Origin of the sequence: Rhodopseudomonas palustris BisB18, from assembly GCF_000013745.1 — a bacterium.
Lineage (GTDB): Bacteria > Pseudomonadota > Alphaproteobacteria > Rhizobiales > Xanthobacteraceae > Rhodopseudomonas_A > Rhodopseudomonas_A palustris_F.
Window position 1 is genome coordinate 4,115,122 of sequence record NC_007925.1, and the last position, 24,366, is coordinate 4,139,487.

27 protein-coding genes are annotated in these 24,366 nt (G+C 64.2%); 13 read left to right on the forward strand and 14 right to left on the reverse strand.

Annotated features, from left to right (window positions below; genetic code table 11):
* Positions 1–212 precede the first annotated feature (212 nt).
* The 11 genes from ureC to urtA all read right to left on the reverse strand — a co-directional run bounded on the left by ureC (position 213) and on the right by urtA (position 10,293).
* On the reverse strand, positions 213–1,925 hold the full coding sequence (gene ureC / locus RPC_RS18510; RefSeq protein ID WP_011474109.1) for an urease subunit alpha: 1,713 nt from the start codon (positions 1,923–1,925) through the stop codon (positions 213–215).
* A gap of 13 nt (positions 1,926–1,938) precedes the next feature.
* A complete protein-coding gene (locus RPC_RS18515) occupies positions 1,939–2,331 on the reverse strand; it encodes a PIN domain-containing protein (RefSeq protein WP_011474110.1) in 393 nt (130 codons plus the stop codon).
* Positions 2,328–2,612 carry an AbrB/MazE/SpoVT family DNA-binding domain-containing protein gene (locus tag RPC_RS18520; RefSeq protein WP_011474111.1) on the reverse strand — a complete coding sequence of 95 codons (285 nt, stop codon included), beginning with the start codon at positions 2,610–2,612 and terminating at the stop codon, positions 2,328–2,330. The genes RPC_RS18515 and RPC_RS18520 overlap by 4 nt, the downstream gene beginning before the upstream one ends.
* Positions 2,613–2,657: 45 nt before the next feature.
* A complete protein-coding gene (locus RPC_RS18525) occupies positions 2,658–2,972 on the reverse strand; it encodes an urease subunit beta (RefSeq protein WP_011474112.1) in 315 nt (104 codons plus the stop codon).
* Between the two features lie 7 nt (positions 2,973–2,979).
* A complete protein-coding gene (locus RPC_RS18530; protein WP_011474113.1) occupies positions 2,980–3,282 on the reverse strand; it encodes an urease subunit gamma in 303 nt (100 codons plus the stop codon).
* Between the two features lie 24 nt (positions 3,283–3,306).
* Complete coding sequence (locus RPC_RS18535; RefSeq protein WP_011474114.1) at positions 3,307–4,140, reverse strand: urease accessory protein UreD; 834 nt, start codon at positions 4,138–4,140, stop codon at positions 3,307–3,309.
* A 110-nt stretch (positions 4,141–4,250) separates the two neighbouring features.
* Positions 4,251–4,946, reverse strand: a complete 696-nt coding sequence (urtE, locus tag RPC_RS18540) for an urea ABC transporter ATP-binding subunit UrtE (protein WP_011474115.1) — start codon at positions 4,944–4,946, stop codon at positions 4,251–4,253.
* Positions 4,947–5,085: 139 nt separating this feature from the next.
* A complete protein-coding gene (urtD, locus tag RPC_RS18545; RefSeq protein WP_041802061.1) occupies positions 5,086–5,850 on the reverse strand; it encodes an urea ABC transporter ATP-binding protein UrtD in 765 nt (254 codons plus the stop codon).
* Positions 5,851–5,854: 4 nt separating this feature from the next.
* Positions 5,855–7,024 (reverse strand): urea ABC transporter permease subunit UrtC, encoded by a 1,170-nt coding sequence (gene urtC / locus RPC_RS18550; RefSeq protein WP_011474117.1) that lies wholly within the window; start codon positions 7,022–7,024, stop codon positions 5,855–5,857.
* Between the two features lie 259 nt (positions 7,025–7,283).
* Complete coding sequence (urtB, locus tag RPC_RS18555; RefSeq protein WP_011474118.1) at positions 7,284–8,897, reverse strand: urea ABC transporter permease subunit UrtB; 1,614 nt, start codon at positions 8,895–8,897, stop codon at positions 7,284–7,286.
* 76 nt (positions 8,898–8,973) lie between these two features.
* Entirely contained in the window at positions 8,974–10,293 is a 1,320-nt protein-coding gene (gene urtA / locus RPC_RS18560; protein WP_011474119.1) for an urea ABC transporter substrate-binding protein, read from the reverse strand.
* Between the two features lie 481 nt (positions 10,294–10,774).
* Here urtA and RPC_RS18565 point away from each other — a divergent pair, with 481 nt between their 5' ends.
* The 3 genes from RPC_RS18565 (at position 10,775) to RPC_RS18575 (ending at position 13,013) form a co-directional block, all read left to right on the forward strand.
* Positions 10,775–12,220 carry a DEAD/DEAH box helicase gene (locus RPC_RS18565; protein ID WP_011474120.1) on the forward strand — a complete coding sequence of 482 codons (1,446 nt, stop codon included), beginning with the start codon at positions 10,775–10,777 and terminating at the stop codon, positions 12,218–12,220.
* Between the two features lie 24 nt (positions 12,221–12,244).
* Positions 12,245–12,526, forward strand: coding sequence for a translation initiation factor IF-1 (infA, locus tag RPC_RS18570; RefSeq protein ID WP_011474121.1), 282 nt, complete (start codon positions 12,245–12,247; stop codon positions 12,524–12,526).
* A gap of 274 nt (positions 12,527–12,800) precedes the next feature.
* Positions 12,801–13,013, forward strand: a complete 213-nt coding sequence (locus RPC_RS18575) for a cold-shock protein (RefSeq protein ID WP_011474122.1) — start codon at positions 12,801–12,803, stop codon at positions 13,011–13,013.
* A gap of 117 nt (positions 13,014–13,130) precedes the next feature.
* On the opposite strand, the gene RPC_RS18580 is transcribed toward RPC_RS18575, so the two are convergent.
* The 3 genes from RPC_RS18580 to RPC_RS18590 form a co-directional block, all read right to left on the reverse strand.
* A complete protein-coding gene (locus RPC_RS18580; RefSeq protein WP_415914741.1) occupies positions 13,131–13,868 on the reverse strand; it encodes a TadE/TadG family type IV pilus assembly protein in 738 nt (245 codons plus the stop codon).
* Positions 13,772–14,302 (reverse strand): TadE/TadG family type IV pilus assembly protein, encoded by a 531-nt coding sequence (locus RPC_RS18585; RefSeq protein ID WP_011474124.1) that lies wholly within the window; start codon positions 14,300–14,302, stop codon positions 13,772–13,774. The genes RPC_RS18580 and RPC_RS18585 overlap by 97 nt, the downstream gene beginning before the upstream one ends.
* Positions 14,303–14,507: 205 nt before the next feature.
* The gene (locus RPC_RS18590) at positions 14,508–15,005 is read right to left on the reverse strand and encodes a pilus assembly protein N-terminal domain-containing protein (RefSeq protein ID WP_011474125.1); all 498 of its coding nucleotides are present in this window, start codon (positions 15,003–15,005) and stop codon (positions 14,508–14,510) included.
* A 402-nt stretch (positions 15,006–15,407) separates the two neighbouring features.
* Between RPC_RS18590 and RPC_RS18595 the strand changes: the two genes are divergently transcribed.
* The 10 genes from RPC_RS18595 (at position 15,408) to RPC_RS18635 (ending at position 24,332) form a co-directional block, all read left to right on the forward strand.
* Positions 15,408–15,569 (forward strand): Flp family type IVb pilin, encoded by a 162-nt coding sequence (locus RPC_RS18595; protein WP_011474126.1) that lies wholly within the window; start codon positions 15,408–15,410, stop codon positions 15,567–15,569.
* Between the two features lie 88 nt (positions 15,570–15,657).
* Positions 15,658–15,804 (forward strand): hypothetical protein, encoded by a 147-nt coding sequence (locus RPC_RS26325; protein WP_157043252.1) that lies wholly within the window; start codon positions 15,658–15,660, stop codon positions 15,802–15,804.
* A gap of 91 nt (positions 15,805–15,895) precedes the next feature.
* Positions 15,896–16,420, forward strand: coding sequence for an A24 family peptidase (locus RPC_RS18600; protein WP_011474128.1), 525 nt, complete (start codon positions 15,896–15,898; stop codon positions 16,418–16,420).
* Between the two features lie 123 nt (positions 16,421–16,543).
* Positions 16,544–17,341 carry a Flp pilus assembly protein CpaB gene (gene cpaB / locus RPC_RS18605; RefSeq protein ID WP_011474129.1) on the forward strand — a complete coding sequence of 266 codons (798 nt, stop codon included), beginning with the start codon at positions 16,544–16,546 and terminating at the stop codon, positions 17,339–17,341.
* 14 nt (positions 17,342–17,355) lie between these two features.
* Positions 17,356–18,834, forward strand: coding sequence for a type II and III secretion system protein family protein (locus RPC_RS18610; protein WP_011474130.1), 1,479 nt, complete (start codon positions 17,356–17,358; stop codon positions 18,832–18,834).
* Between the two features lie 22 nt (positions 18,835–18,856).
* Positions 18,857–19,597: a CpaD family pilus assembly protein gene (locus RPC_RS18615; RefSeq protein ID WP_011474131.1), complete on the forward strand. Its 741-nt coding sequence runs from the start codon at positions 18,857–18,859 to the stop codon at positions 19,595–19,597.
* Positions 19,594–20,865: an AAA family ATPase gene (locus tag RPC_RS18620; RefSeq protein WP_011474132.1), complete on the forward strand. Its 1,272-nt coding sequence runs from the start codon at positions 19,594–19,596 to the stop codon at positions 20,863–20,865. Before RPC_RS18615 ends, RPC_RS18620 begins: the two co-directional genes overlap by 4 nt.
* Before the next feature lie 21 nt (positions 20,866–20,886).
* Positions 20,887–22,359 (forward strand): CpaF family protein, encoded by a 1,473-nt coding sequence (locus RPC_RS18625; RefSeq protein WP_011474133.1) that lies wholly within the window; start codon positions 20,887–20,889, stop codon positions 22,357–22,359.
* A gap of 14 nt (positions 22,360–22,373) precedes the next feature.
* Positions 22,374–23,348, forward strand: a complete 975-nt coding sequence (locus tag RPC_RS18630) for a type II secretion system F family protein (RefSeq protein ID WP_011474134.1) — start codon at positions 22,374–22,376, stop codon at positions 23,346–23,348.
* A gap of 9 nt (positions 23,349–23,357) precedes the next feature.
* Positions 23,358–24,332, forward strand: coding sequence for a type II secretion system F family protein (locus RPC_RS18635; RefSeq protein WP_011474135.1), 975 nt, complete (start codon positions 23,358–23,360; stop codon positions 24,330–24,332).
* Positions 24,333–24,366: the final 34 nt, after the last annotated feature.

Genomic DNA, 24,366 nt, shown 5'->3' on the forward strand with positions numbered 1-24,366 from the left:
GGACAATACGGGCTGGGCGGGCGAGATAGAAGCGATTGTTTGCGGCGGCCGCGCCCGCTGTGTCCCGGACGCGGTGCAGCGCCTTGGCGCTGCGCCGTGAGCCGGGACCGTTGCAAGCGCCGCGTTGCGTAACGGCCCCGGCTCTGCAGCGCACCACGCCGCTTCGCGGCGCGCTGCACTGCGTCCGGGGCACGCAAGCCTCAATACAAGCTTCAATACATGAAATAGCGTTGCGCCATCGGCAGCACCTCGGCCGGTGCGCAGGTCAACAATTCGCCATCGGCGCGGACCTCGTAGGTCTCCGGATCGACCTCGATATTCGGCGTGGCGTCGTTGTGGATCATGCTCTTCTTGGAGATGCCGGAGCGGGTGTTCTCCACCCCGTAGAGCGATTTCTGAATGCCGAGCTTCTTCGCCAACCCTTCCGCCACCGCGGCCTGCGAGGTGAACACCACCGAGGAGGCGAACAGCGAGCGGCCGTAGGCGGCGAACATCGGCTGATAATGCACCGGCTGCGGGGTGGGGATCGACGCATTCGGATCGCCCATCGGCGCCGCCACGATCGAGCCACCCTTGATGATCAGGTCCGGCTTGACGCCGAAGAACGCCGGCGACCACAGCACCAGATCGGCGAGCTTGCCCTGCTCGATCGAGCCGATCAGCCGCGCCACGCCGTGCGCGATCGCCGGATTGATAGTGTATTTGGCGATGTAGCGCTTGACCCGGAAATTGTCGTTGCGCGCCGAGTCCTGCGGCAATGATCCGCGCTGCTTCTTCATCTTGTCGGCGGTCTGCCAGGTGCGGATGATCACCTCGCCGAGCCGGCCCATGGCTTGACTATCCGACGACATCATCGACAGCGCGCCGAGGTCGTGGAGAATGTCCTCCGCCGCGATGGTCTCCTTGCGGATCCGGCTTTCGGCGAACGCCAGATCCTCGGCGATCGACGGATCGAGATGGTGACACACCATCAGCATGTCGAGATGCTCGTCGATGGTGTTCTTGGTGAACGGCCGGGTCGGGTTGGTCGACGACGGCAACACGTTGGGCAGCCCCGCCACCTTGATGATATCCGGCGCATGGCCGCCGCCGGCGCCCTCGGTGTGGAAGGCGTGGATGGTGCGGCCCTTGAATGCCTTGATGGTGTCCTCGACGAAGCCGGACTCGTTCAGCGTATCGGAATGGATCATCACCTGGACGTCGTAGTCGTCGGCGACGGTGAGGCAATTGTCGATCGCCGCCGGCGTGGTGCCCCAGTCCTCGTGCAGTTTCAGCGCGCAGGCGCCGGCCTCGATCATCTCCTTCAGCGCCGCGGGCTGCGAGGCGTTGCCCTTGCCGGCCAGCCCGAGATTGACCGGAAAGGCGTCGAACGACTGGATCATCCGGCCGAGGTGCCACGGCCCCGGCGTGCAGGTGGTGGCGAAGGTGCCGTGCGACGGGCCGGTGCCGCCGCCGAGCATCGAGGTGACGCCGCTCATCAGCGCGTGCTCGATCTGCTGCGGGCAGATGAAATGGATGTGGCTGTCGAAGCCGCCGGCGGTGAGGATCTTGCCCTCGCCGGCGATGATGTCGGTGCCGGGACCGATGATGATGGTGACGCCGGGCTGGATGTCCGGATTGCCGGCCTTGCCGATGGCGGCGATGTATCCGTCCTTCAAGGCGACGTCGGCTTTGACGATGCCCCAATGATCGACGATCAGCGCGTTGGTGATCACGGTGTCGGCGGCGCCTTGCGCGTTGGTCACCTGGCTCTGCCCCATGCCGTCGCGGATCACCTTGCCGCCGCCGAACTTCACCTCCTCGCCGTAGATCGTGAAGTCCTTCTCCACCTCGATGATCAGATCGGTGTCGGCGAGCCGCACCCGATCGCCGGTGGTGGGGCCGAACATGTCGGCATAGACGGAGCGCGGAATTTTCACGGACATGGCATGGTCCTTACTAGGTTTTCAGCGACCGGAATGGCAGGGTTTTGGCGGCCTTCTTGTCGAATGTCATGGTCGCATCGCATCCGAAGGCGAGGTTGAGTTCACCGATCATACAGTCGGCAAAGTCGGCAAGCCCTTTGCCGTATTGCTCCACCGCGCGCTCGATCGACGGGGCAAACGGCAGGACGAACTCCGGAGCCGCAACAATGCGCTGCAATCGCGCATGGATCGCTTTTCGATCGAGCCCGAACGACGCGCGCAACGCCCAGACGAATTCCACCAGCACCACCGGATTGATAAAGACGCTGCCTTGCGATCGAACCATGTCCCGCGCCGCAGTGGTCTGAGCGGCGTTGTCATCCGCCTCGAAGAAACGTAGCAAGACATTGGTATCGATCGCGATCATCCCCGCCGCCTGCCCGGGCGCGGGAATTTCTCGACGATTGTCGCGGTGATCGCGTCATCGATATCTTTCCTCGTGCTCGGGCGTCCGCGTGACGGCAGTTGCAGCTCGTCGAAATTCTCGAAAATGCTGCGCCGCTTGACGGCCGTGACCGTCAGCCTGCCGGACGCGGACAGATCGAAGTCGAGCCGATCGCCCGCCGTCACCCCCAAGCGCTCACGGATCGAGGCCGGTAAGGTGATCTGTCCTTTCGACGTGACGGTTGCAGAGGCTTTGTAAGACATGGCTCGAACTCCTTACATCCAAGGTAGTCCTTACACTTCGGCTCATCAAGCCTTGTCCAGCTTCCCCATCACCTCGCCGCGGAAGCCGTAGACCTCGCGCTTGCCGGCCAATGCCACCAGCTGCACCTCGCGGCTCTGCCCCGGCTCGAACCGCACCGCGGTGCCGGCGGCGATGTCGAGCCGCATGCCGCGGGCTTTGGCGCGGTCGAATTGCAGCGCCGGATTGGTCTCGAAGAAATGATAGTGCGAGCCGACCTGGATCGGCCGGTCGCCGGCATTGGCGACGCTCAGCGTCGCCGTTTCGCGCTCCGCGTTGAGCTCGATCTCGCCGTCCTGGATGAACAGTTCGCCGGGGATCATGGATGCCTCATCGGATCGGCTCGTGCACGGTGACGAGCTTGGTGCCGTCGGGGAACGTGGCCTCGACCTGGATGTCGTGGATCATTTCGGGAATGCCATCCATGCACTGCGCGCGGGTGATCACCTCGGCGCCGGCCTGCATCAGTTCGGCGACGCTGCGGCCGTCGCGCGCGCCTTCGACGATGAAATCCGAAATGATCGCGACGGCTTCCGGATGGTTGAGCTTGACGCCGCGCGCCAGGCGCAGCCGCGCCACCATCGCGGCCAAGGAGATCAACAACTTGTCTTTTTCACGGGGAGAGAGATTCATGCGAACACTCGATCGATCACTAACCTAACTAAGCCACAGCCGCGGCAACGCGGTGCCGCTGGCGCAGCCGAGCACCGCCATCATATCGGTGCGCAGCCGCGCCGCATCTTGGGCACAGAACCGCGCCATTGCAAATCCATTCCAGGCGGAAATCCCGACCTCGCCGCTAAAGCTCGGCGCGCTGTCGCGAATTCGTTGCACCAGCGCTTCGTCGCCCGGCACGATCAGCGCGGTGCCGATCGCGGCAGCGCCGTTGGCCACCGCGCGATGCGCCAACGTCGCGCCGATGTCGCCGTCGAGCCGCACGGTTTCGGCGAACACCAGCCGGCCGCCGCGCCGCAGCCGCCAGCGGTCGACGAACTCGCCGGACAGCATCCGTTCGCCCATCGCGGCGCGGCCGAACACCACGATCTCGCACAGCAGCAGCGAGGCGGTCTCTGCCAGATCGATGTCGATGCTGCGCGCGACGCGCGCCTGATCGAACAAGATGGTCTCCTGCGGCAGCCAGGCGAGATGCGCATTCGCTGCCGCCGCGAGCGCGATGCGGATCTGCGCCGGCGCGCCGGCCGCGCGGTAGAGCTTCTCGGCCGCCGCGGTGGTCAGCGTCAGCCTGGTGCCCTCGCCGGCCGCAATGTCGGTATCGAAACGATCGCCGCCGGCGATGCCGCCCGCGGTGTTGATGAACACCGCCGACAAGCCTTCGGCCTCGGGCGAGGGAAACCGCACCCGCAGCGAGCCGGATTCCTGCACCCGGCCGCGGCGCGTCATGCCGTCCTGCAGGCGGACGTCGAACTTGACCGCGCCCTGCGCGCGATTGGCGGCGAAAATCGCGGCGGCGCTGGTGTCGAGGGGCGTCACGGCCTGGATGACTTCCGCAGCATCGCGGCAACGGCAGCGCGCACCCTCTCCCCGCTTGCGGGGAGAGCTGAGGCCGAACCCGTGTCTCGCCATTCCGCGATCATGAATTCTTACAGCGCCATCTGGCGGCTGATCTCGCTGGGATCGAGGCTGGCGCGATCGCAGGAAAACTTCACCGCGCCGCGGTCCATCACGGCGAAGTTGTCGCCGAGTTCGCAGGCGAAGTCGAGATATTGCTCGACCAGCACGATGGCGATGTTGCCAAGCCCGCGCAGATAAGAGATCGCGCGGCCGATGTCCTTGATGATCGAGGGCTGGATGCCTTCGGTCGGCTCGTCGAGCAGCAGCAGCTTCGGCCGCATCACCAGCGCGCGGCCGATCGCCAATTGCTGCTGCTGGCCGCCGCTTAGATCGCCGCCGCGCCGCCCGAGCATCGAGTTCAACACCGGAAACAGCGCGAACACGTCGTCCGGAATGGTCTTGTCGGCGCGCTTCAGCGGCGCGTAGCCGGTCTTCAGATTCTCCTCGACGGTGAGCAATGGGAAAATCTCGCGGCCCTGCGGCACGAAAGAGATGCCGCGGCGCGCCCGCTCATAGGGCTTCAGCTTGGAAATGTCGTGGCCGTCGAAGCTGATCGAGCCACTTGAAATCGCCTGCTGGCCGACCAGCGCGCGCAGCAGGCTGGTCTTGCCGACGCCGTTGCGCCCGAGCACGCAGGTGACCTTGCCGGGCTGCGCCGAAATCGAGACGCCGCGCAGCGCTTGGGCCGCGCCGTAATACAGGCTGATGTTGTCGACGGTCAGCATCGGTGGTCCTCAACGCGGCGAGCGAATAGCGAATAGCGAATAGCGAATAGCGAATAGCGAATAGCGAATAGAAAGGAGGGATGATTCCCGAATTGGCAACAACTTTCTATTCGCTATTCGCTACTCCCTATTCGCCCTGTTATCTCCCCAAATACACTTCGACCACGCGGTCGTTGGCCGAGACCTGATCGATGGTGCCCTCGGCCAGCACGCTGCCTTCGTGCAGACAGGTCACTTTGACGCCGAGTTCGCGCACGAAGGTCATGTCGTGCTCGACCACCACCACGGTCTTGTGGTCGCGGTTTATTTCTTTCAACAGCTCCGCCGTCTGGTGGGTTTCGACGTCGGTCATGCCGGCGACCGGCTCGTCGACCAGCAACAGTTTCGGATCCTGCGCCAGCAGCATGCCGATCTCCAGCCACTGTTTTTGCCCGTGCGACAGCGACCCCGCCAACCGATCGCGCGCGTCGGTCAAGCGGATGGTCTCCAGCACGCGTTCGATGGTCGCGGCCTCGGCCTTGCTCTGGCGCCAGAACAACGTGCCGCGCACCCGGTGATCGACGTTCAGCGCCAGCAACAGATTGTCCTCGATGGTCTGGCTCTCGAACACCGTCGGCTTCTGGAATTTGCGGCCGATGCCGAGTTCGGCGATCTGGGTTTCGTCGAGCTTGGTGAGATCGACGCTGCCGTCGAACAGCACCTCGCCCTGATCCGGCTTGGTCTTGCCGGTGATGATGTCCATCATGGTGGTCTTGCCGGCGCCGTTCGGGCCGATGATGGCGCGCATCTCGCCGGTAGCAAGCGTCAGCGACAGGTTGTTGATGGCGTGAAAGCCGTCGAACGAGACGTGGACACCGTCGAGATAGAGCATCGACGGCGTCGAGCGGGTTTCCAACATGCTCATCGGCTCACTCCGCCAGCTTCGGTTCGATCACGCCGTCTTCGCGCGCGGCACTCTCCGCATTAGCGTTGTCGCGCTTGGCCTTCCACGGCTCCCACCAGGCGTTGAAGGTGCCGATGATGCCCTTCGGCAGCAGCAGCGTCACCAGGATGAACAGCGCGCCCAGCATGAACAGCCAGTATGGCGCGAGCGGCCCCGAGGTGAACACGGTTTTCGCGTAGTTGACCACCACGGCGCCGAGCGCCGCGCCGATCAGCGTGCCGCGGCCGCCGACCGCGACCCAGATCACCGCCTCGATCGAATTGCCCGGCGCGAATTCGCCGGGATTGATGATGCCGACCTGCGGCACGTAGAGCGCGCCGGCGACGCCGGCCATGCAGGCCGACAGCGTGAACACGAACAACTTGTAGGATTCCACGCGATAGCCGAGGAAGCGCGTGCGCGACTCGGCGTCGCGGATCGCGATCAGCACCTTGCCGAGCTTCGAGGTCACCACCGCGCGGCAGATCAGAAAGCCCAGCGCCAGCGCCAGACAACTCAGCGCGAACAAGGCGGCGCGGGTGCCGTCGGCCTGCACGTTGAAGCCCAGAATGTCCTTGAAATCGGTCAGGCCGTTATTGCCGCCGAAGCCGAAATCGTTGCGGAAGAACGCCAGCAGCAGCGCGTAGGTCATCGCCTGGGTGATGATCGAGAGATAGACGCCGGTGACGCGGGAGCGGAACGCCAGCCAGCCGAAGCCGAAGGCGAGCAGGCCCGGCACCACCAGCACCATCAGGGCGGCGAACCAGAACATGTCGAAGCCGTACCAGTACCATGGCAGTTCGTTGTAATTCAGGAACACCATGAAATCGGGCAACACGGGATTGCCGTAGACGCCGCGGGAGCCGATCTGGCGCATCAGATACATCCCCATGGCGTAGCCGCCGAGCGCGAAGAATGCGCCGTGGCCGAGCGAGAGAATGCCGCAATAGCCCCAGATCAGATCGATCGACAGCGCCAAGAGCGCGTAGCAGACGTATTTGCCGAACAGCGCCATCAGATAAGTCGGCACGTGCAACGCCGAACCTTCCGGAAACAGCAGATTCGCCAGCGGCAGCAAGATGCCCACCGCGGCGACGATGACGAGGAAGATGGTGGCGCTGCGGTCGAGGGTGCGGGTGAGGATATGCGGGGTCATCGGCGGCTCCCCCGCGCGGCACGGCGCGCATCCCTTCTGCGCGCAACAGAGCGCGCTCCCCTTTGCCGCGCGACGCGGCGCGCTCCCCTCCCCCTTGCGGGGAGGGGTCGGGGGTGGGGGTCCGCGAGCACAGAGCGCGTGGTTACCCCCCTCCCCGACCCTCCCCCGCAAGGGGGGAGGGAGTTGGGCTGCGACGCGGAGCGAGACTTCGGCACAGAGAGGGGCTGCGGTGCAAAGTTATGTTGTAGCATCACATTCATCATGCTTCGATCGCCCGGCCCTTCAGCGCGAACAGGCCGCGCGGGCGTTTCTGGATGAACAGGATGATCAGCACCAGGATCGCGATCTTGCCAAGCACCGCGCCGGCCATCGGCTCCAGAAACTTGTTGGCGATGCCGAGCGTGAAGGCGCCGACCAGCGTGCCCCACAGGTTGCCGACGCCACCGAACACCACCACCATGAAGGAATCGATGATGTAGCTCTGGCCGAGATTGGGGCTGACATTGTCGATCTGCGACAGCGCCACGCCGGCGATCCCGGCGATGCCGGAGCCGAGGCCAAACGTCAAAGCATCGACCCGCGAGGTGGCGATGCCCATCGACGCCGCCATCCGCCTGTTCTGCGTCACCGCGCGCATCTCCAGGCCCAGCGACGTGTAGCGCAGCATCGCCAACAGGATCGCGAACACCGCGAGGGTAAAGCACAGGATCCACAGCCGGTTATAGGTGATGACGATCTGGCCGAGCTCGAACGCGCCCGACATCCAGGACGGATTGCCGACCTCGCGGTTGGTCGGGCCGAACAGCGTGCGCACCGCCTGCTGCAGCACCAGCGACAGCCCCCAAGTCGCCAGCAGGGTTTCCAGCGGCCGGCCGTAGAGGAAGCGGATGATGCTGCGCTCGATGATGACGCCGATCAGCCCCGCGACCAGGAACGCCAGCGGCACCGCGATCAGCAGCGAATAGTCGAACAGCGCGGGATAGCTGGTGCGGATGGTCTCCTGCACCACGAAGGTGACGTAGGCGCCGATCATCACCATCTCGCCATGCGCCATGTTGATGACGCCCATCACGCCAAAAGTGATGGCGAGCCCGATCGCCGCCAGCAGCAGCACCGAGCCGAGCGACAGCCCGTACCAGGCGTTCTGCACCATCGACCACAGCGCAAGCCGGCTTTGGATCGCGTTGGTGGCGGCAGCGGCGGCGCGGGTCACCGCCACCGATTGCTCGCCACTCAGGCCGGTGAGCAGCGCCAGCGCCTCCTGATCGCCACGCGCTTTGATGGCGGCGATGGCTTCAAGCTTTTCCGGATCGGTGGCGTCGGCCTTGAACAGCAGAATCGCCGCGCGCGCCTCGCCGAACGCCAATTTGGCGGCCGGGTTGGTCTCCTTGGCGAGCGCGCCGTCGACCATCGGCAGCATCGCCTCGTCGTGGGTCTTGAACACCGATTGCGCGGCCTGGATCCGCTTGGCAAGATCCGGCGACTGCAGCGTCAAGCCGCCGAGGGCCGCCTCCACGGTACGGCGCAGCCGGTTGTTGAGCCGCACCGCGGCGGCGCCGTCTGGAAGGTTTTGCACCGCCTCGCCGGTCGCGGCGTCGATGAAGGCGCCGTCGGGCTGGGTGACGAAAACGCGCTTCGACTCGGGATCGGCCATCAGCCGGCCGGCCTGCAGCGCGCCGATGATGGCGTAGGCCTGCGGATGACCGCCGGTGGCGATCACGCCGATCGCCTCCTCGGTATCGGAAAATGAATCATTGGCGAATTGCGCCACGGCGTCTTCGAACGGACCGGCCAAAGCCGGGATGGCGGACGCGGCAATCACTACGGCGGCAAAGGCAAACGCGCGAACACGATCAAAGAAATAGCTGAGCACTGGCGGACCCCGGGCGGAAGGAAGAGAAGGCGGCGACAGCGCCGCCTTCTCCGATTTCAAGTGGTTCAGAGCGAATTCAGGAGCCCTGCCCGCCGCACTTGTTGGTCTTGGTGTTGTAGTTGCCGCACTTCTTGCCGACCCAATCGCCGATCAGATCCTTGGAGCCTTCGAGCTCCTTCGACCAGGCGTCGCCGGCCACCAGGCCGGGGGTCTTCCACACCACGTCGAACTGGCCGTCGGCCTTGATCTCGCCGATGAACACCGGCTTGGTGATGTGATGGTTCGGCAGCATCTTCGAGGTGCCGCCGGTGAGGTTCTTGGCCTCGGTGCCGGGCAGCGCGTCGATCACCTTGTCGGCGTCGACCGACTTGGCCTTCTCGACCGCCTTGACCCACATGTCGAAGCCGATGACGTGGGCTTCCATCGGGTCGTTGGTCACGCGCTTCGGGTTCTTGGTATAGGCCTGCCAGGCCTTGATGAACTTCTCGTTCTCCGGGGTCTTGATCGACTGGAAGTAGTTCCAGGCGGCGAGATGGCCGACCAAGGGCTTGGTGTCGATGCCGGCGAGTTCTTCTTCGCCGACCGAGAACGCCACCACCGGAATGTCGGTGGCCTTGATGCCCTGGTTGCCGAGCTCCTTGTAGAACGGCACGTTGGCGTCGCCGTTGATGGTGGAAACCACCGCGGTCTTCTTGCCGGCGGAGCCGAACTTCTTGATGTCGGCGACGATGGTCTGCCAATCACTATGACCGAACGGCGTGTAGTTGATCATGATGTCTTCGGACTTGACGCCCTTCGACTTCAAGTAGGCTTCGAGAATCTTGTTGGTGGTGCGCGGATAGACGTAGTCGGTGCCGGCCAGCACCCAGCGCTTCACCTTCTCGTCTTTCATCAGATAGTCGACCGCCGGGATCGCCTGCTGGTTCGGGGCGGCGCCGGTGTAGAACACGTTGCGCTCGGATTCCTCGCCTTCATACTGCACCGGGTAGAACAGGATCGAGTTCAATTCCTTGAACACCGGCAGCACCGACTTGCGCGACACAGAGGTCCAGCAGCCGAACACCACGGACACCTTGTCCTTGGTGATCAGCTCGCGAGCCTTCTCGGCGAACAGCGGCCAGTTCGACGCCGGATCGACCACCACGGCCTCGAGCTTCTTGCCGAGCACGCCGCCCTTCTTGTTCTGCTCGTCGATCAGGAAGAGAATGGTGTCTTTCAACGTGGTTTCACTGATCGCCATCGTCCCCGACAGCGAGTGCAGGACACCGACCTTGATGGTGTCCTCGGCTTTCGCGGAGCTGAACGTGGCCAAGCCAAGCATCAGCCCGGCGCTCGCTGCCAGCCAGCGCCGCCGACTGATCGGCACAGCCTTCGATTGCTTCGGTTCAGTAAGCATGAGGTTATCGTCTCCATAACGCAGATACAGTGATGCGCGGCCCCACGGCCGTCTGCGTTAACGGAATCGCAAGATCCATGCCATGGGTGGGTAAGACGATAAGGGAATGGAGATGCGGGGGATTTCGCCATCGCAGGTCTTATGCTGCGCGCTCCGACGTTCGAGCGCGCATCGAATCTGCCACGAAAATAAGCAACCCGCACAGGACGTAAGCGAAAATGTCGCGCAGGCTAATTTTTGGTCGGCAAAACCAAGAAACTCAACCAGCCGACGAATACACCTTGAATCTGCCGCGTAGCTGTTCCATATGAAAGAACGACCTTGAGAATCATCGGGTCAATGCGAGCCGCGTGTTCTGAGCCCGTCTAAACGGTTTCTGGCTTGCCCCTTCAGCTAACAAAGCCGACGCCCCAAACACGCGGGTGTCTCAGACACCCCCTCGTGCGCTCCTGGTTCAGCTTGCCGGGCGCCTGCCTTTGTAATGGAAAGAACCAACCTTTTGACCTCCTTTCAGGATTTCGGCCTGGCCGAAGCTATTACGCGTGCGCTTAAAGAAGAAAATTACCTGACCCCGACGCCGATTCAGGCTCAAACCATTCCCCTTGCTATGGCTGGCCGCGACGTCGTCGGCATCGCCCAGACCGGCACCGGCAAGACCGCCTCCTTCGCGCTCCCGATCATCCACCGCCTGTTGGAAAACCGCATCAAGCCGCAGCCGAAGACCTGCCGCGTGCTGGTGCTGAGCCCGACCCGCGAACTCTCCGGTCAGATCCTGGAGAGCTTCAACGCCTATGGCCGTCACGTCCGCTTGACCTCGGCGCTAGCGATCGGCGGCGTGCCGATGGGCCGCCAGGTCCGCTCGATCATGCCGGGCCTCGACGTGCTGGTGGCGACGCCGGGCCGACTGCTCGACCTCGTGCAGACCAATGCGCTGAAGCTCAATCAGGTCGAGTTTCTGGTGCTCGACGAAGCCGACCGCATGCTCGACATGGGCTTCATCAACGACATCCGCAAAATCGTCGCCAAGCTGCCGATCAAGCGGCAGACGCTGTTCTTCTCGGCCACCATGCCGAAGGACATCGCCGACCTCGCCGACCAGATGCTGCGCGATCCGGCGCGGGTCGCCGTGACCCCGGTGGCCTCCACCGTGGAACGCATCACCCAGCGCATCATCCAGGTCGACCATTCCGCCAAGCCGACCCTGCTGGCGCAGATCCTCAAGCAAGAGAACGTCAACCGGGCGCTGATCTTCACCCGCACCAAGCATGGCGCGGACAAGGTCGTGAAGGGCCTGGCGCGCGCCGGCATCACCGCCGACGCGATCCACGGCAACAAGTCGCAGAACCACCGCGAGCGCGTGCTGGCGGCGTTCCGCGCCGGTGAAATCCGCACTCTGGTTGCTACCGACATCGCCGCCCGCGGCATCGACGTCGACGGCATCACCCATGTGGTGAATTTCGATCTGCCGAACATTCCGGAGACCTACGTCCATCGCATCGGCCGCACCGCGCGCGCCGGCGCCGAGGGCATCGCGATCTCGCTGGTCGCCGGCGAAGAGATGGCGTTCCTGCGCGACATCGAGAAGCTGATCCGCATCACCCTGCCGCGCGAAGATCGCCGCACCCCCGGGCATCGCGATACCGTGGCGAAGGTATCGCAGCATCGCGGCGCCCATGCCGCGCCGCACGTGCATTCGCCGCGCAGCAATGAGGTCGCGCCATCGTCGAACGGCCCGCGTCGCCGGCGTCGGCCGACCGGTGGTACTATCGCCGCCCCAGTCGCCCGGCATGAACCGAGCCGGCACGAACCCACCGCCCGCCCGCAGCCGCAGGCGGCTGCCAAGGAAGGCATCCAGGGCGTGGCTTTCCTGCATCGCGAAAGCCGCCCCGGAACCCAACCCAACCGCAAACAAAGACCGCAGCGCTGATCAACGACCGATCTGGAGACGACCATGGCTAAAGAAGAGCTGATCCAGTTCGAAGGACTGGTGACCGAAATCCTTCCCGACGCGCGCTATCGCGTGCAACTCGACGCCGGACACGAAATTGTCGCCTACACCGCCGGCAAGATGAAGAAGAACCGCATCAAGACGCTGGCCGGCGACCGCGTTACCATCGAGATGTCCCCCTACGACCTGGAGAAGGGCCGGCTGATCTTCCGCCACAAGGACGAACGTCCCGGCGGCGGCCCGCCGCGGGGAGCCCCGCCGCGCGGTCAGTTTCGCCGCAGGTAAAGGACGGCCCGGCGACGCTCACACGCCGCCGAGCCATGACGTCAAACGTGCTTGGCACTCCGGACACAACTGACCCCTCGATTAAAAAATCGTGCACGTCAGGATTGTTTTGGGGCCCGCTTTCGCATAACATCGACTAATCGATTTTCGGCCGGACGACATTAGCTATCCACCGGTACAGCCGGTTTACGCTGACGACCCTTCCAAAATTCGATCTCACCAGCCCATCAAAAGTGGGTTTCTACTATATCTATATTGAGAAGGGACTACCCCCGTGAGCATGGGAACCGTGAAGTGGTTTAACGCGACCAAGGGCTTTGGATTCATTCAGCCGGACGATGGTGGCAACGACGTGTTCGTGCACATCAGCGCGGTTGAGCGGGCCGGCCTTGGCACCCTGCGTGAAGGCCAGAAGATCAGCTACGAAATCGTTGCCGATCGTCGCTCTGGCAAGTCTTCGGCCGACAACCTGCGCGCCGCCGGCTAATCCGGATTCCGTCAGCTGCGCTGCGGAATGAGCTAACAAGTCGAAAGGCCGCGCTGCTAGCGCGGCCTTTTTCGTTTGAGGTTGGCGGTATCGCGAGCAGCCCGCGGAGCAACGGCGTCAGGACACCCGGGTCGGGCACAGCGTTTCGCCCGTCCACAACACGCAGCTCGATTGCCGCGGCCGTGTGAAGGTCTGGTCCGTCAGCCAGATGCCCGCCTTGGCCAGCAGGTAACCCACGATCGGCTTATACAGATACTTGACCTCGCTAAAGATCAGGTACTGACCGGCGATCACGTTGTTCGACGAGTCCTTGGCAACCAGATCGGCCGGCACGGCGACGACGCTTCCGGCATTCCGGACCGCGTCTCCCCGGCTCCATTGCGCGTGGCCGATGCCGGTCGCCGGATCGATATAGACCTCGGTAATCGTGGTCTGGAATTGATCGGCGGAATGCACCGCGGGATACGGCGTCATGATCGCATCGGCGATGCTCAAGAAGTTACTCACGTCGGTCGCGGCCGCCGACTTGCCGCGCGAGGTCAGATCGGAGATGGTTTGCGCGACGATCGAAACCTTGCGATGGGCCGCGAACCCCGACGAAAGCTCGATGGTGCCGAAGAACATCACCAGCATCAGCGGCACGATCATGACGAACTCGACCGCCGCCAGACCGGAGGTGTCGCGGCGCAGTCTTCCGAGCTGTCGCTCAAACCCATAAAACAATTCTGACAATGCCAGCGTCTTCATCGGATTGACCATCATTGCGGACGCAGCGCCGCCGTCGCGGCCAGCAGCCGCGTGCCCTCGCCGACGTTCGAGAGATTGAAGCCAAGCTTCGTCACGAACAGCGGCCATTGATAGAAGGTCCGCACCACGACCGTGTAGTTGCTGTTGAGGTGCGGCGGCAGTTGGTAGACGAAACTATCGACGAGGCTGCCGTTGACGATCGGATTCTTGATGTCGATCGCGGCGCCCGGCGCAAACGACTGCACATCGACCCGCAGGGTGGCGCAGCTGAGCAACATATCGACCCGATTGCAGACCAGCTTTTTGAAATCCTCGGCGAGCGCCGGATTGGTTTGGGTCAGAAACACCCGCGCGGCGTCCTGCGTTCCGGTCTCCAGCAATTGGCCGGCAAAGAATACCAACGCGACTTCGATGATCGCGAATAACAGCGCGATGAAGATCGGCGCCACCAGGGCGAATTCGACCGCGGCCGAGCCACGTCGATGACGACGGAAGCCGCGCAGGGCCCGCAGGGCGATCGGCAAGAACCTGCAGCTTGGCATCAAGACACCCTCGCACTGACTTAGGCGGTCATTGCAATTTAACGAGAACTGATTGTTGAAGTGTTGCGGCGGTTCGAAACAGAATGCCGGCAACCGTTAACCACGCGTCAACCATGGGGCCTGCGCGGACCGGCTGCGATCGCCGGGCGGATCCGCGGGACAATCGCAAAGCTCGACCATGAACGGCCGCCCGACGGGACGCTGATCAGTTCGTCCTGGCGCCGCTCGCGCCGGTCGCCTGGGTATTCAGGCTGCCGGCCTGGTCCATCGCCGATTTGAAGTAGCCCTCGCCGTCGCCGAGCGTGACCCTGCGCTGGCACAGCGGCGTGCAGCTGTAGGATTCCCGATCGACGCCGCGATAGATGGTCACCACCTGATCGGTCGGGCCCTCGACCTGGATCACGCGGTCGAGCAGCACTTCGCCGGCGCGGTCCATCGCGATCACGTTGGTCGCGCCGTAACCCTTGCCGGTCACCACGATGATGCCGCCGGGTTGCAACGTCACGTCGGCGATCAAGGGGTTGCCGACCACGATGGTGGCAATGCGCGCCGGAAATCTGACGAGTTTCGCCTGATCGACGTTGACGGCGATGATGCCGTTTGCGGTTTCGGCCATTGCGGGCAACGCGCACAACAACCCGATGCCGATCGTTCCCGACAGCAACACCGCGCGCAGATCGGCACGCTTCACACTCTTATTCATACTCTACCCCGGGACGTCTACAGGCCGGCGAAGCGATACGCAGCGGTGCCGGCGCCCGTCATGGCAAAGGTGACGTTAATTAGTGAATGAACTGCAAACGTCGGACCGCGGCCAACGCTGCGCCGCTCGCCGCCCGAAATCAGCCGCAACAATCAGCCGCCGCAGCGCATCCCCCGCGCCGAGAAAGGCTGCAAAATCAGCAAACTACGGAAACATACAAGTTGTCGTACCTTTAATCCGAAATTTACTGTGTCAAAGAAGAGCGAATTGCAGCGGTGTTTCTGCGGTCGAATTAACTGCGCTGCAATTTCCGGATCCTAGGTTCGCGGCCATGGTCACGGTGCTGAGAACGCCGGCAAGACCAGAGAAGTTCACAGCCACGTTGATACATGGAGTAGTCTGATGAAGAACATCGTTGCGCGTTTCCTGAAGGACGAGTCGGGCGCCACCGCGATCGAATACGGCTTGATCGCAGCCGGCATTGCGCTGGCGATCATCACCGCGGTGAACACCGTCGGCAGCAACCTGTCCGCCAAGTTCACGTCGATCGGCTCGAAGCTTTAATAATCGGCGGGTGTAGGTCATCGAAGGCCTCGGACCCTCCGAGGCCTTCGTTGTTTGAACGGACCGGTGTGTTGGTAGCGGCGTGATCATGAGCAAGCTTGCGACAGGGCGTACCGAGGCGACGACCGCGCGGATCGCGGCCGGCCCCCGGATCGACGAAGTCACCGCCCTGGTCTGTGGGGCCTTGACGCTGGCGCTTCTTGCCCTGGCGATCCGGATCGCCCTCACCTGGTGACCGGACGATCATTTCCCGATTGTTCATTTGTTCCGGCTAGGCTCGCGGGCGGCCAGCCGATCTTTGGACCGCTGAGGGCGTGGTGAACTCAATGATGCTCGATCTGCTGCGGGTTCTGCTGTTCCCGGCGCTGATGGCCTTCGCGGCGGCCAGCGACCTGTTCACCATGACGATTTCCAACCGCGTCTCGCTGCTGCTGATCGTCGGGTTCCTGGCATTGGCCGGCCTCGGCGGCATGGGCTTGCAGGAAATTCTCTCGCATATCGCCGCCGGCGGCAGCGTTCTGGCAATCGCCTTTGCCTGCTTCGCGTTCGGCTGGGTGGGCGGCGGCGACGCCAAAGTGGCCTCGGCCGCAGCATTGTGGTTCGGCTTCGACCACCTGCTCGAATATCTGGTCTACGCCTCGCTGTTCGGCGGCGCGCTGACCCTGCTGCTGCTGCAGTTCCGGCAATGGCCGTTGCCCTACGCGCTGTGCGGTCAACCCTGGCTGCTGCGGCTGCATGCCAAGGAGACCGGCATTCCTTACGGCATCGCGCTGGCCACCGGCGCGCTGATGATCTACCCGGAAACCGAATGGATCCGCGCCGTCGACCTCGCGCACTTCGCCATCTACTGAAACACCCCGTTCCCGATCGACGCGATTTAGATACGCCTCATTAACCATGCTTTGACGAATAGCTGGTCAACTCCGGATTACAGCGACGCCCAGCGTCGCCGCGTAATGTGGAAAGTGAAGCGTATGAATACCGCACGCATTGTCGTCCTGACCATCGCTGTCGGTGCCGGCGGCGTTGCCGCCTATCTCGCCAGCGGCGCCGACCAGCAGCCGCCGCCGGCAGCGCCGGTGGCCCAGCTGCCGACGGTGGACGTGCTGGTCGCGAAATCGGACATCCCGCTGGGACAGGCGCTCACCCCGGGCGACGTGCAGTGGCAGGTCTGGCCGGCGGCCACCGCCAGCGAAATGTTCATCCGTCGCAATGTGCGCCCGGACGCCACCACCCAGATCGTCGGATCGATCGCGCGCTCGGCCTTCATCGCCGGCGAGCCGATCCGGGATCTGAAACTGGTCAAGGCCAACGGCTCCGGCTTCATGGCGGCGATTCTGCCGTCCGGGATGCGCGCGGTCTCGACCGAAATCTCACCGGAAACCGGCGCCGGCGGCTTCATCCTGCCGAACGACCGGGTCGACGTCATTCTGTCCAAGCGCGAGAAGAATCCCGACGCGCGCGCCTCCGGCGACGGCGTCAATTCCGAGATCATCCTCAGCAACATCCGGGTGCTGGCGATCGACCAGACCATCGAGGAGAAGAACGGGCAGAAGGTCGTGGTCGGCAAGACCGCGACGCTCGAACTGAAGCCCGAGCAATCCGAGGGGCTGGCCCGCGCCCGCCAGAGCGGCACGCTGTCGCTGGCGCTGCGCAGCCTGGCCGACGCCAATTCGGCGGTCGCCGATACTCCCGACGATCGCAGCGCCAAGCGCGACAGCATCAATGTGGTGCGATTCGGTGTTTCGACCCCGACCACGACCCAGAAGTGACCAGAGGACCGGATATGACCAGCAAAGACCACCGGCCGATGCGCAGTCCGCTGGCACGCGCCCTGTGGTTTTCCGCGGCCGCCGCGCTGACCATCAATCCGGCGCTCGCCCCGGCGCTGGCCGCCGACTATCGCCCGATGGCCGCCGCCGCCGATGGCCAGCTGAACGCCCGTTTTCTGGCGCTCGGCGTCAGCAAGTCGGTGGTGATCGACCTGCCGCGCGACATCAAGGATGTGCTGGTCGCCGATCCCAAGATCGCCAACGCCGTGGTGCGTTCGGCGCAGCGCGCCTACATCATCGGGGCTGCGATCGGCCAGACCAATATCGTGTTCTTCGACGCCGCCGGGCTGCAGATCGCCGCCTACGACATCGCGGTGACGCGCGACCTCAACGGCATCCGCGCCGCCATGAAGCAAACCCTGCCGGGCGCCGATATCCGGGTCGAGGGCGTCGGCGTCAAGAGCGTGATGCTGACCGGATCGGTGTCGAGCCCGATCGAAGCCCAGCAGGCCGGCGACCTTGCGGCACGGCTGGTCGATGGCCCGGACAACGTCGTCAACAGCATCGCGGTGCGCGGTCGCGACCAGGTGATGCTGAAGGTGACCGTCGCCGAAGTGCAACGCGATATCGTCAAGCAACTCGGCGTCGACCTCACCGCGCGCATGAACTACGGCACCGCGGTGGTGAATTTCAACAACAGCAACCCGTTCACCGCCTATGGCAGCAACCTGGTGTCCGGCAACGCCACCACCGCCTCGTTCGGCGGCGGCACCACGCCCTCGGTCACGGCGACGCTGCGGGCGATGGAAAGCGCCGGCGTGGTCCGCACCCTGGCCGAACCGAACCTGACGGCGATTTCCGGCGAATCCGCGACCTTCGTGGCGGGCGGCGAGTTTCCGGTGCCCGCCGGCTATTCCTGCGACCCGGTCACGCATGTCTGCACCACCCAGATCAGCTTCAAGAAATTCGGCATTTCGCTGAACTTCACCCCGGTGGTGATGAGCGAGGGGCGGATCAGCCTGCGGGTGATGACCGAGGTCTCGGAAATCTCCACCGACAATTCGATCACCCTGTCGCAGGCGGTGAGCACCACCACCACCAATTCCATCACCGTGCCGTCGATCAAGACCCGCCGGGCGGAAACCACGCTGGAAATTCCCTCGGGCGGCTCGATGGCGATGGCCGGTCTGATCCAGGAACAGACCAAACAGGCGATGAATGGATTGCCGGGTCTGGCGCAGCTGCCGGTTCTCGGCGCCCTGTTCCGCAGCCGCGACTACGTCAATCGCAACACCGAGCTGTTGGTGCTGGTGACGCCGTACGTCGTGCGCGCGGTGGCGCAGAAGGATCTGTCGCGGCCGGACGACGGATTTGCCGCGGCCTCGGACCCGCAGGCGGATCTGATCGGCAACATCAACCGGATCTACGGCGTGCGCGGGCGCACCGAACCCGCCAAGAATTATCGCGGCACCTATGGCTTCATCACCGATTGAGGCGGGACAAGGACCACACACGATGACGAGCGAATATCCCGCCGATCACCTCCGCCGCCTGCGTTTGGGCGGCGCGCTGGTGGCCGTCTGTCTGGTCCTTGGCGGTTGCAACCATACCAGCGACGAGGTCACCGGAAGCATCGTGCCGGACGATTATCGGCAGCGGCATCCGATCGCGATTCAGGAAGCCGACCAGACCCTGATCATCTTCGCCGGCACCGGGCGCGGCGGACTGACCGGCGCGCAGCGCGCCGACGTCGCCTCGCTGGCGCAAACCTGGCTCCGCGAAGGCACCGGGCCGATCGTCATCGACCTGCCGACCCACACCCCGAACGCGCGCGCTGCGGCGGATTCGCTCCGTGAAATCCGCGCGCTGCTCGCCGCTCAAGGCCTGCCGCCGAACGCCGTGACGGTGCGCGACTATCAGCCGCGCGACACCCGGCAGTTTGCCGCCATTCGCGTCAACTACCCACGGCTGACCGCAACCGCCGGGCCCTGCGGGCTGTGGCCGGACGATCTCGGCTCATCGAGCAAGAACCACGACTATTTCGAGAACAAACCGTATTGGAATCTGGGATGCGCCAGCCAGCGCAATCTCGCCGCGATGGTCGACAATCCCGCTGACCTGGTCCAGCCGCGTGGCGAAACCCCGGCCTATACCGCCCGGCGCACCAACTCGTTCGAGAAGTACCGCAAGGGCACCAGCACCACGACGACCTATCCCGAGGCCGACAAGGCCAAACTCAGCGACACCGGCAAATGATCAGTTACGCACGCCAGACCTCCGAAGACGAGCAGACCGCAGCGGCGCAGCCGACGCCGGAAGAGCATATTGCGCCGGCGCCGCGGGTGTCGGTGCAGGCGTTCTGCGAAACCGTCGAGACCGCCGCGGCGGTGCAGGCCGCCGGCGAAGATCGCCGGCTCGACAAGGCGCACCTCAAGATCCAGATGGGCGGCATGGCGGCCGCCATCGAGGCCTATCGCTCGGCCCCGACGCCGAATGTCATCATCCTGGAAACCGATCCTCGCAGCGACATCCTGGCCGGGCTCGACCAGCTTGCCACGGTTTGCGACGCCGGCACCCGGGTGATCGTCATCGGTCGGGTCAACGACGTCACGCTGTACCGCGAACTGGTTCGTCGCGGCGTCAGCGACTACGTCATCGCGCCGGTGGTGCCGATCAAGATCGTCGGCTCGATCTGCGGGCTATTCTCGGCGCCCGAAGCCCGCGCGGTCGGCCGCATCATCGCGGTGGTCGGCGCCAAGGGCGGCGTCGGCGCCTCCACCATCGCCCACAATGTCGCCTGGGCGATCGCCCGCGACCTGGCGCTGGATTCGGTGGTCGCGGACCTCGACCTCGCCTTCGGCACCGCAGGGCTCGACTACAATCAGGATCCGCCGCAGGGCATCGCCGACGCGGTGTTCTCGCCCGACCGCGTCGACACCGCGTTCATCGACCGGCTGCTGTCGAAATGCACCGATCACCTCAGCCTGCTGGCGGCGCCGGCGACGCTGGAGCGGGTCTACGATTTCGGCACCGAAGCCTTCGACTCGATCTTCGACACCTTGCGCACCACGATGCCCTGCATCGTGCTGGACGTGCCGCATCAATGGTCCGGCTGGACCAAACGCGCCCTGGTCAGCGCCGACGATATTCTGATCGTCGCGGCGCCGGATCTCGCCAATCTGCGCAACGCCAAGAACATGTACGATCTGTTGAAGGCGGCGCGGCCGAACGACCGCCCGCCGCACTACTGCCTGAACCAGGTCGGCGTGCCGAAACGCCCGGAGATCAACGCCAACGAGTTCGCCAAGGCGATCGAAAGTCCGCCGGTGGTCAGCATTCCGTTCGACCCGCAGATCTTCGGCGCGGCCGCCAACAACGGCCAGATGATCGCCGAGATTTCCGCCAACCATCGTGCCGCCGAGATGTTCTTGCAGATCGCCCAGCGCATGACCGGCCGCGGCGAAACCAAGAAGCCGCGCGGCTCGTTCATCGCGCCGTTCCTCGAGAAGTTGCGGGCGAAATAAGTCCCGTGGTGGAGCATCGTCGTGTTTGGGAAGCGTAGCGGAGCAGATAACGACGGCCGCCTGCCGAAGCCCGCCAGCGCGGCGCCGGAGCCGACGATCGGCGTGTCGTTGCGCGCGCCGCTCGAGGCGCCGGCTGCGGCCGTTGCCTCGCCGCCGCTGGCCCCTGCCCGGCCGACGCCGGCCGCCATCGCGATCGAAACCCGGCGCTCGGACACCTATTATCAGGTCAAGGCGACGATCTTCGGGGCGCTGATCGAGGCCATCGATCTGGCGCAACTCGCCAAGCTCGATGCCGAATCCGCGCGCGAGGAAATCCGCGACATCGTCAACGAGATCATCGCGATCAAGAACATCGTGATGTCGATCGCCGAGCAGGAGGAACTGCTCGACGACATCTGCAACGACGTGCTCGGCTACGGCCCGTTGGAGCCGCTGCTGTCGCGCGACGACATTTCCGACATCATGGTCAACGGCGCCGGCACGGTGTTCATCGAAGTCGCCGGCCGCATCCAGCGCACCGGCATCCGGTTTCGCGACAACCAGCAGCTACTGAACATCTGCCAGCGCATCGTCAGCCAGGTCGGCCGCCGCGTCGACGAATCCTCGCCGATCTGCGACGCCCGGCTCGCCGACGGCAGCCGCGTCAACGCCATCGTGCCGCCGTTGGCGATCGACGGCCCGGCGCTCACCATCCGCAAATTCAAGAAGGACAAGCTGACGCTGGATCAGTTGGTCAAATTCGGCGCGATCACGCCCGAGGGCGCCACCATCCTGCAGATCATCGGCCGTTGCCGCGCCAACGTGCTGATCTCCGGCGGCACCGGCTCCGGCAAGACCACGCTTTTGAACTGCCTGACCAATTACATCGACGACGACGAGCGCATCATCACCTGCGAAGACGCCGCCGAACTGCAGCTGCAGCAGCCGCACGTGGTCCGCCTGGAAACCCGGCCGCCGAATATCGAGGGCGAAGGCCAAGTAACGATGCGCGAACTGGTGCGCAACTGCCTGCGTATGCGCCCCGAGCGGATCATCGTCGGCGAAGTCCGCGGACCGGAAGCGTTCGACCTGCTGCAGGCGATGAACACCGGCCATGACGGCTCTATGGGCACGCTGCACGCCAACAACCCGCGCGAGGCGCTGTCGCGCTGCGAATCGATGATCACGATGGGCGGCTTCTCGCTGCCGTCGCGCACCATTCGCGAGATGATCTGCGCCTCGATCGACGTGGTGATCCAGGCCGCGCGGTTGCGCGACGGCTCGCGCCGCATCACCCACATCACCGAGGTGATGGGCATGGAAGGCGACACCATCATCACCCAGGATCTGTTCATCTACGACATGATCGGCGAGGACGCCAACGGCCACATCGTCGGGCGGCATCGCTCCACCGGGATCGGCCGGCCGCGTTTCTGGGAGCGCGCGCGCTATTACGGCGAGGAGAAACGGCTCGCTGCGGCGCTCGACGCCGCCGAAGTCGCCGTCGAAATCTAACAGGGAGAGGATCGATGCTGATACAAACGCTCGCCATCGCTTTCCTCTCCGCCATGGCGGTGGGTGGCCTGGCATGGGTCTTCATCTACCCGTCGCTGTCGGGACAAAAAACCGCCGAACAGCGCCGCGCGTCGCTGGCCCGTCCGGAACCGGTGGTGCGGCAGATCGACAGAACGCAGCGATCGCGCCGTGAGCAGGTCGAAGGATCGCTGAAGGAAGTCGAAGCCCGGCACCGGAAAGAAAAGAAGGTCGCGCTGACCACGCGGCTGACCCAGGCCGGGGTGAAATGGACGCCGAAGGGATTTCTGATCGGCTCCGCCGTGCTCGGCGTGACGATGTTTGCGATCACCTCCCTGCTGGGCGGCGGCCTGCTCGCCGCGCTCGCTCTTGGCTTTGCGGCCGGCTTCGGGCTGCCGCGCTGGGCGTTGAATTTCCTGAAGAAGCGCCGCGAAAAGAACTTCCTCAAGGCGCTGCCCGATGCCGTCGACGTCATCGTGCGCGGCATCAAGGCCGGGCTGCCGCTGTTCGACTCGCTAAAGGTGGTCGCCGCCGACGCCCCGGAGCCGCTGAAGAGCGAATTCCTGGCGATCCTGGAGACCCAGGCGATCGGCATGCCGCTCGGCGAAGCCTGCGCGCGGCTGTACGAGCGAATGCCGCTGCCGGAAGCCAACTTCTTCGGCATCGTGATCGCGATCCAGCAGAAGTCCGGCGGCAATCTGTCGGAAGCGCTGGGCAACCTGTCCAAGGTGCTGCGCGACCGCAAGCGAATGGCGGAAAAGATTCAGGCGATGTCGATGGAAGCCAAGGCCTCCGCCGGCATCATCGGCTCATTGCCGCCGATCGTGATGTTGTTGGTCTACCTGTCGACACCGGACTACATCTCGCTGTTGTGGACCCATCCGACCGGCCAGCTGATGCTGGCCGGCTGCGTGTTGTGGATGGCGATCGGCATCTTCGTGATGAAGCAAATGATCAACTTCGACTTTTGACGGTGCAGCATGTTTGAATTCATCATCGCGAAATTCCACGATGTGCGGTTCATGACCATGCTGCTGGCCGCGATCGCCGCCAGCGCCACCGCCTACACGCTGATCACGCCGCTGTTCGCCGGCGAAAGCCTGTCGAAGCGTATGAAAGCCGTCGCCAGCGAACGCGAGCGGATCCGGCAGCGCGAGCGCGACCGGCTGTCGAAGACCGAACGGGTGTCGCTGCGCCAGGCGCCGAAGCAGTTCGTCTCCAAGGTGGTGGAAGACTTCAACCTCGGCAAATGGGTGGCGCAGGAAGCCGCGCGCGACAAGCTGGTGATGGCCGGCTATCGCGGACACGCGCCCTACGTCACCTTCCTGTTTTTCCGCATGGTGATGCCGATCGCCTTCATGCTGGCCACCGCGCTGTACATCTTCGTGATTTCCCACATGCAGCAGCCGCTCGGGATCAAGATCGCGATCTGCATCGCCGCGTGCTTCCTCGGCATGCAGGCGCCGATGCTGTTTCTGACCAACGCGATTTCAAAGCGCCAGCTGTCGATCAAGCGGGCATTTCCGGACGCGCTGGATCTGCTGCTGATCTGCGTCGAATCCGGCATGTCGATCGAAACCGCGTTCCGCAAGGTCGCGATCGAGATCGGCTCGCAATCGATCCCGCTGGCCGAAGAGTTCACGCTCACCACCGCGGAATTGTCCTATCTGCAGGATCGCAAGGTGGCTTACGAGAACCTGGCCAAGCGCACCGGGCTCGAAGGCGTCAAATCGGTCTGCCTCGCCCTGCAACAGTCGGAACGTTACGGCACCCCGCTCGGACAGAGCTTGCGGGTGATGGCGCAGGAAAACCGCGACATGCGGATGAACGAGGCGGAGAAGAAGGCCGCGGCGCTGCCGCCGAAATTGACGGTGCCGATGATCCTGTTCTTCCTGCCGGTGCTGTTCGTCGTGATTCTGGGGCCGACCGGGATCAAAGTTGCGACGATGCAATAGCGCGGGCGGACCGGACGATACCAATCAAACGTTC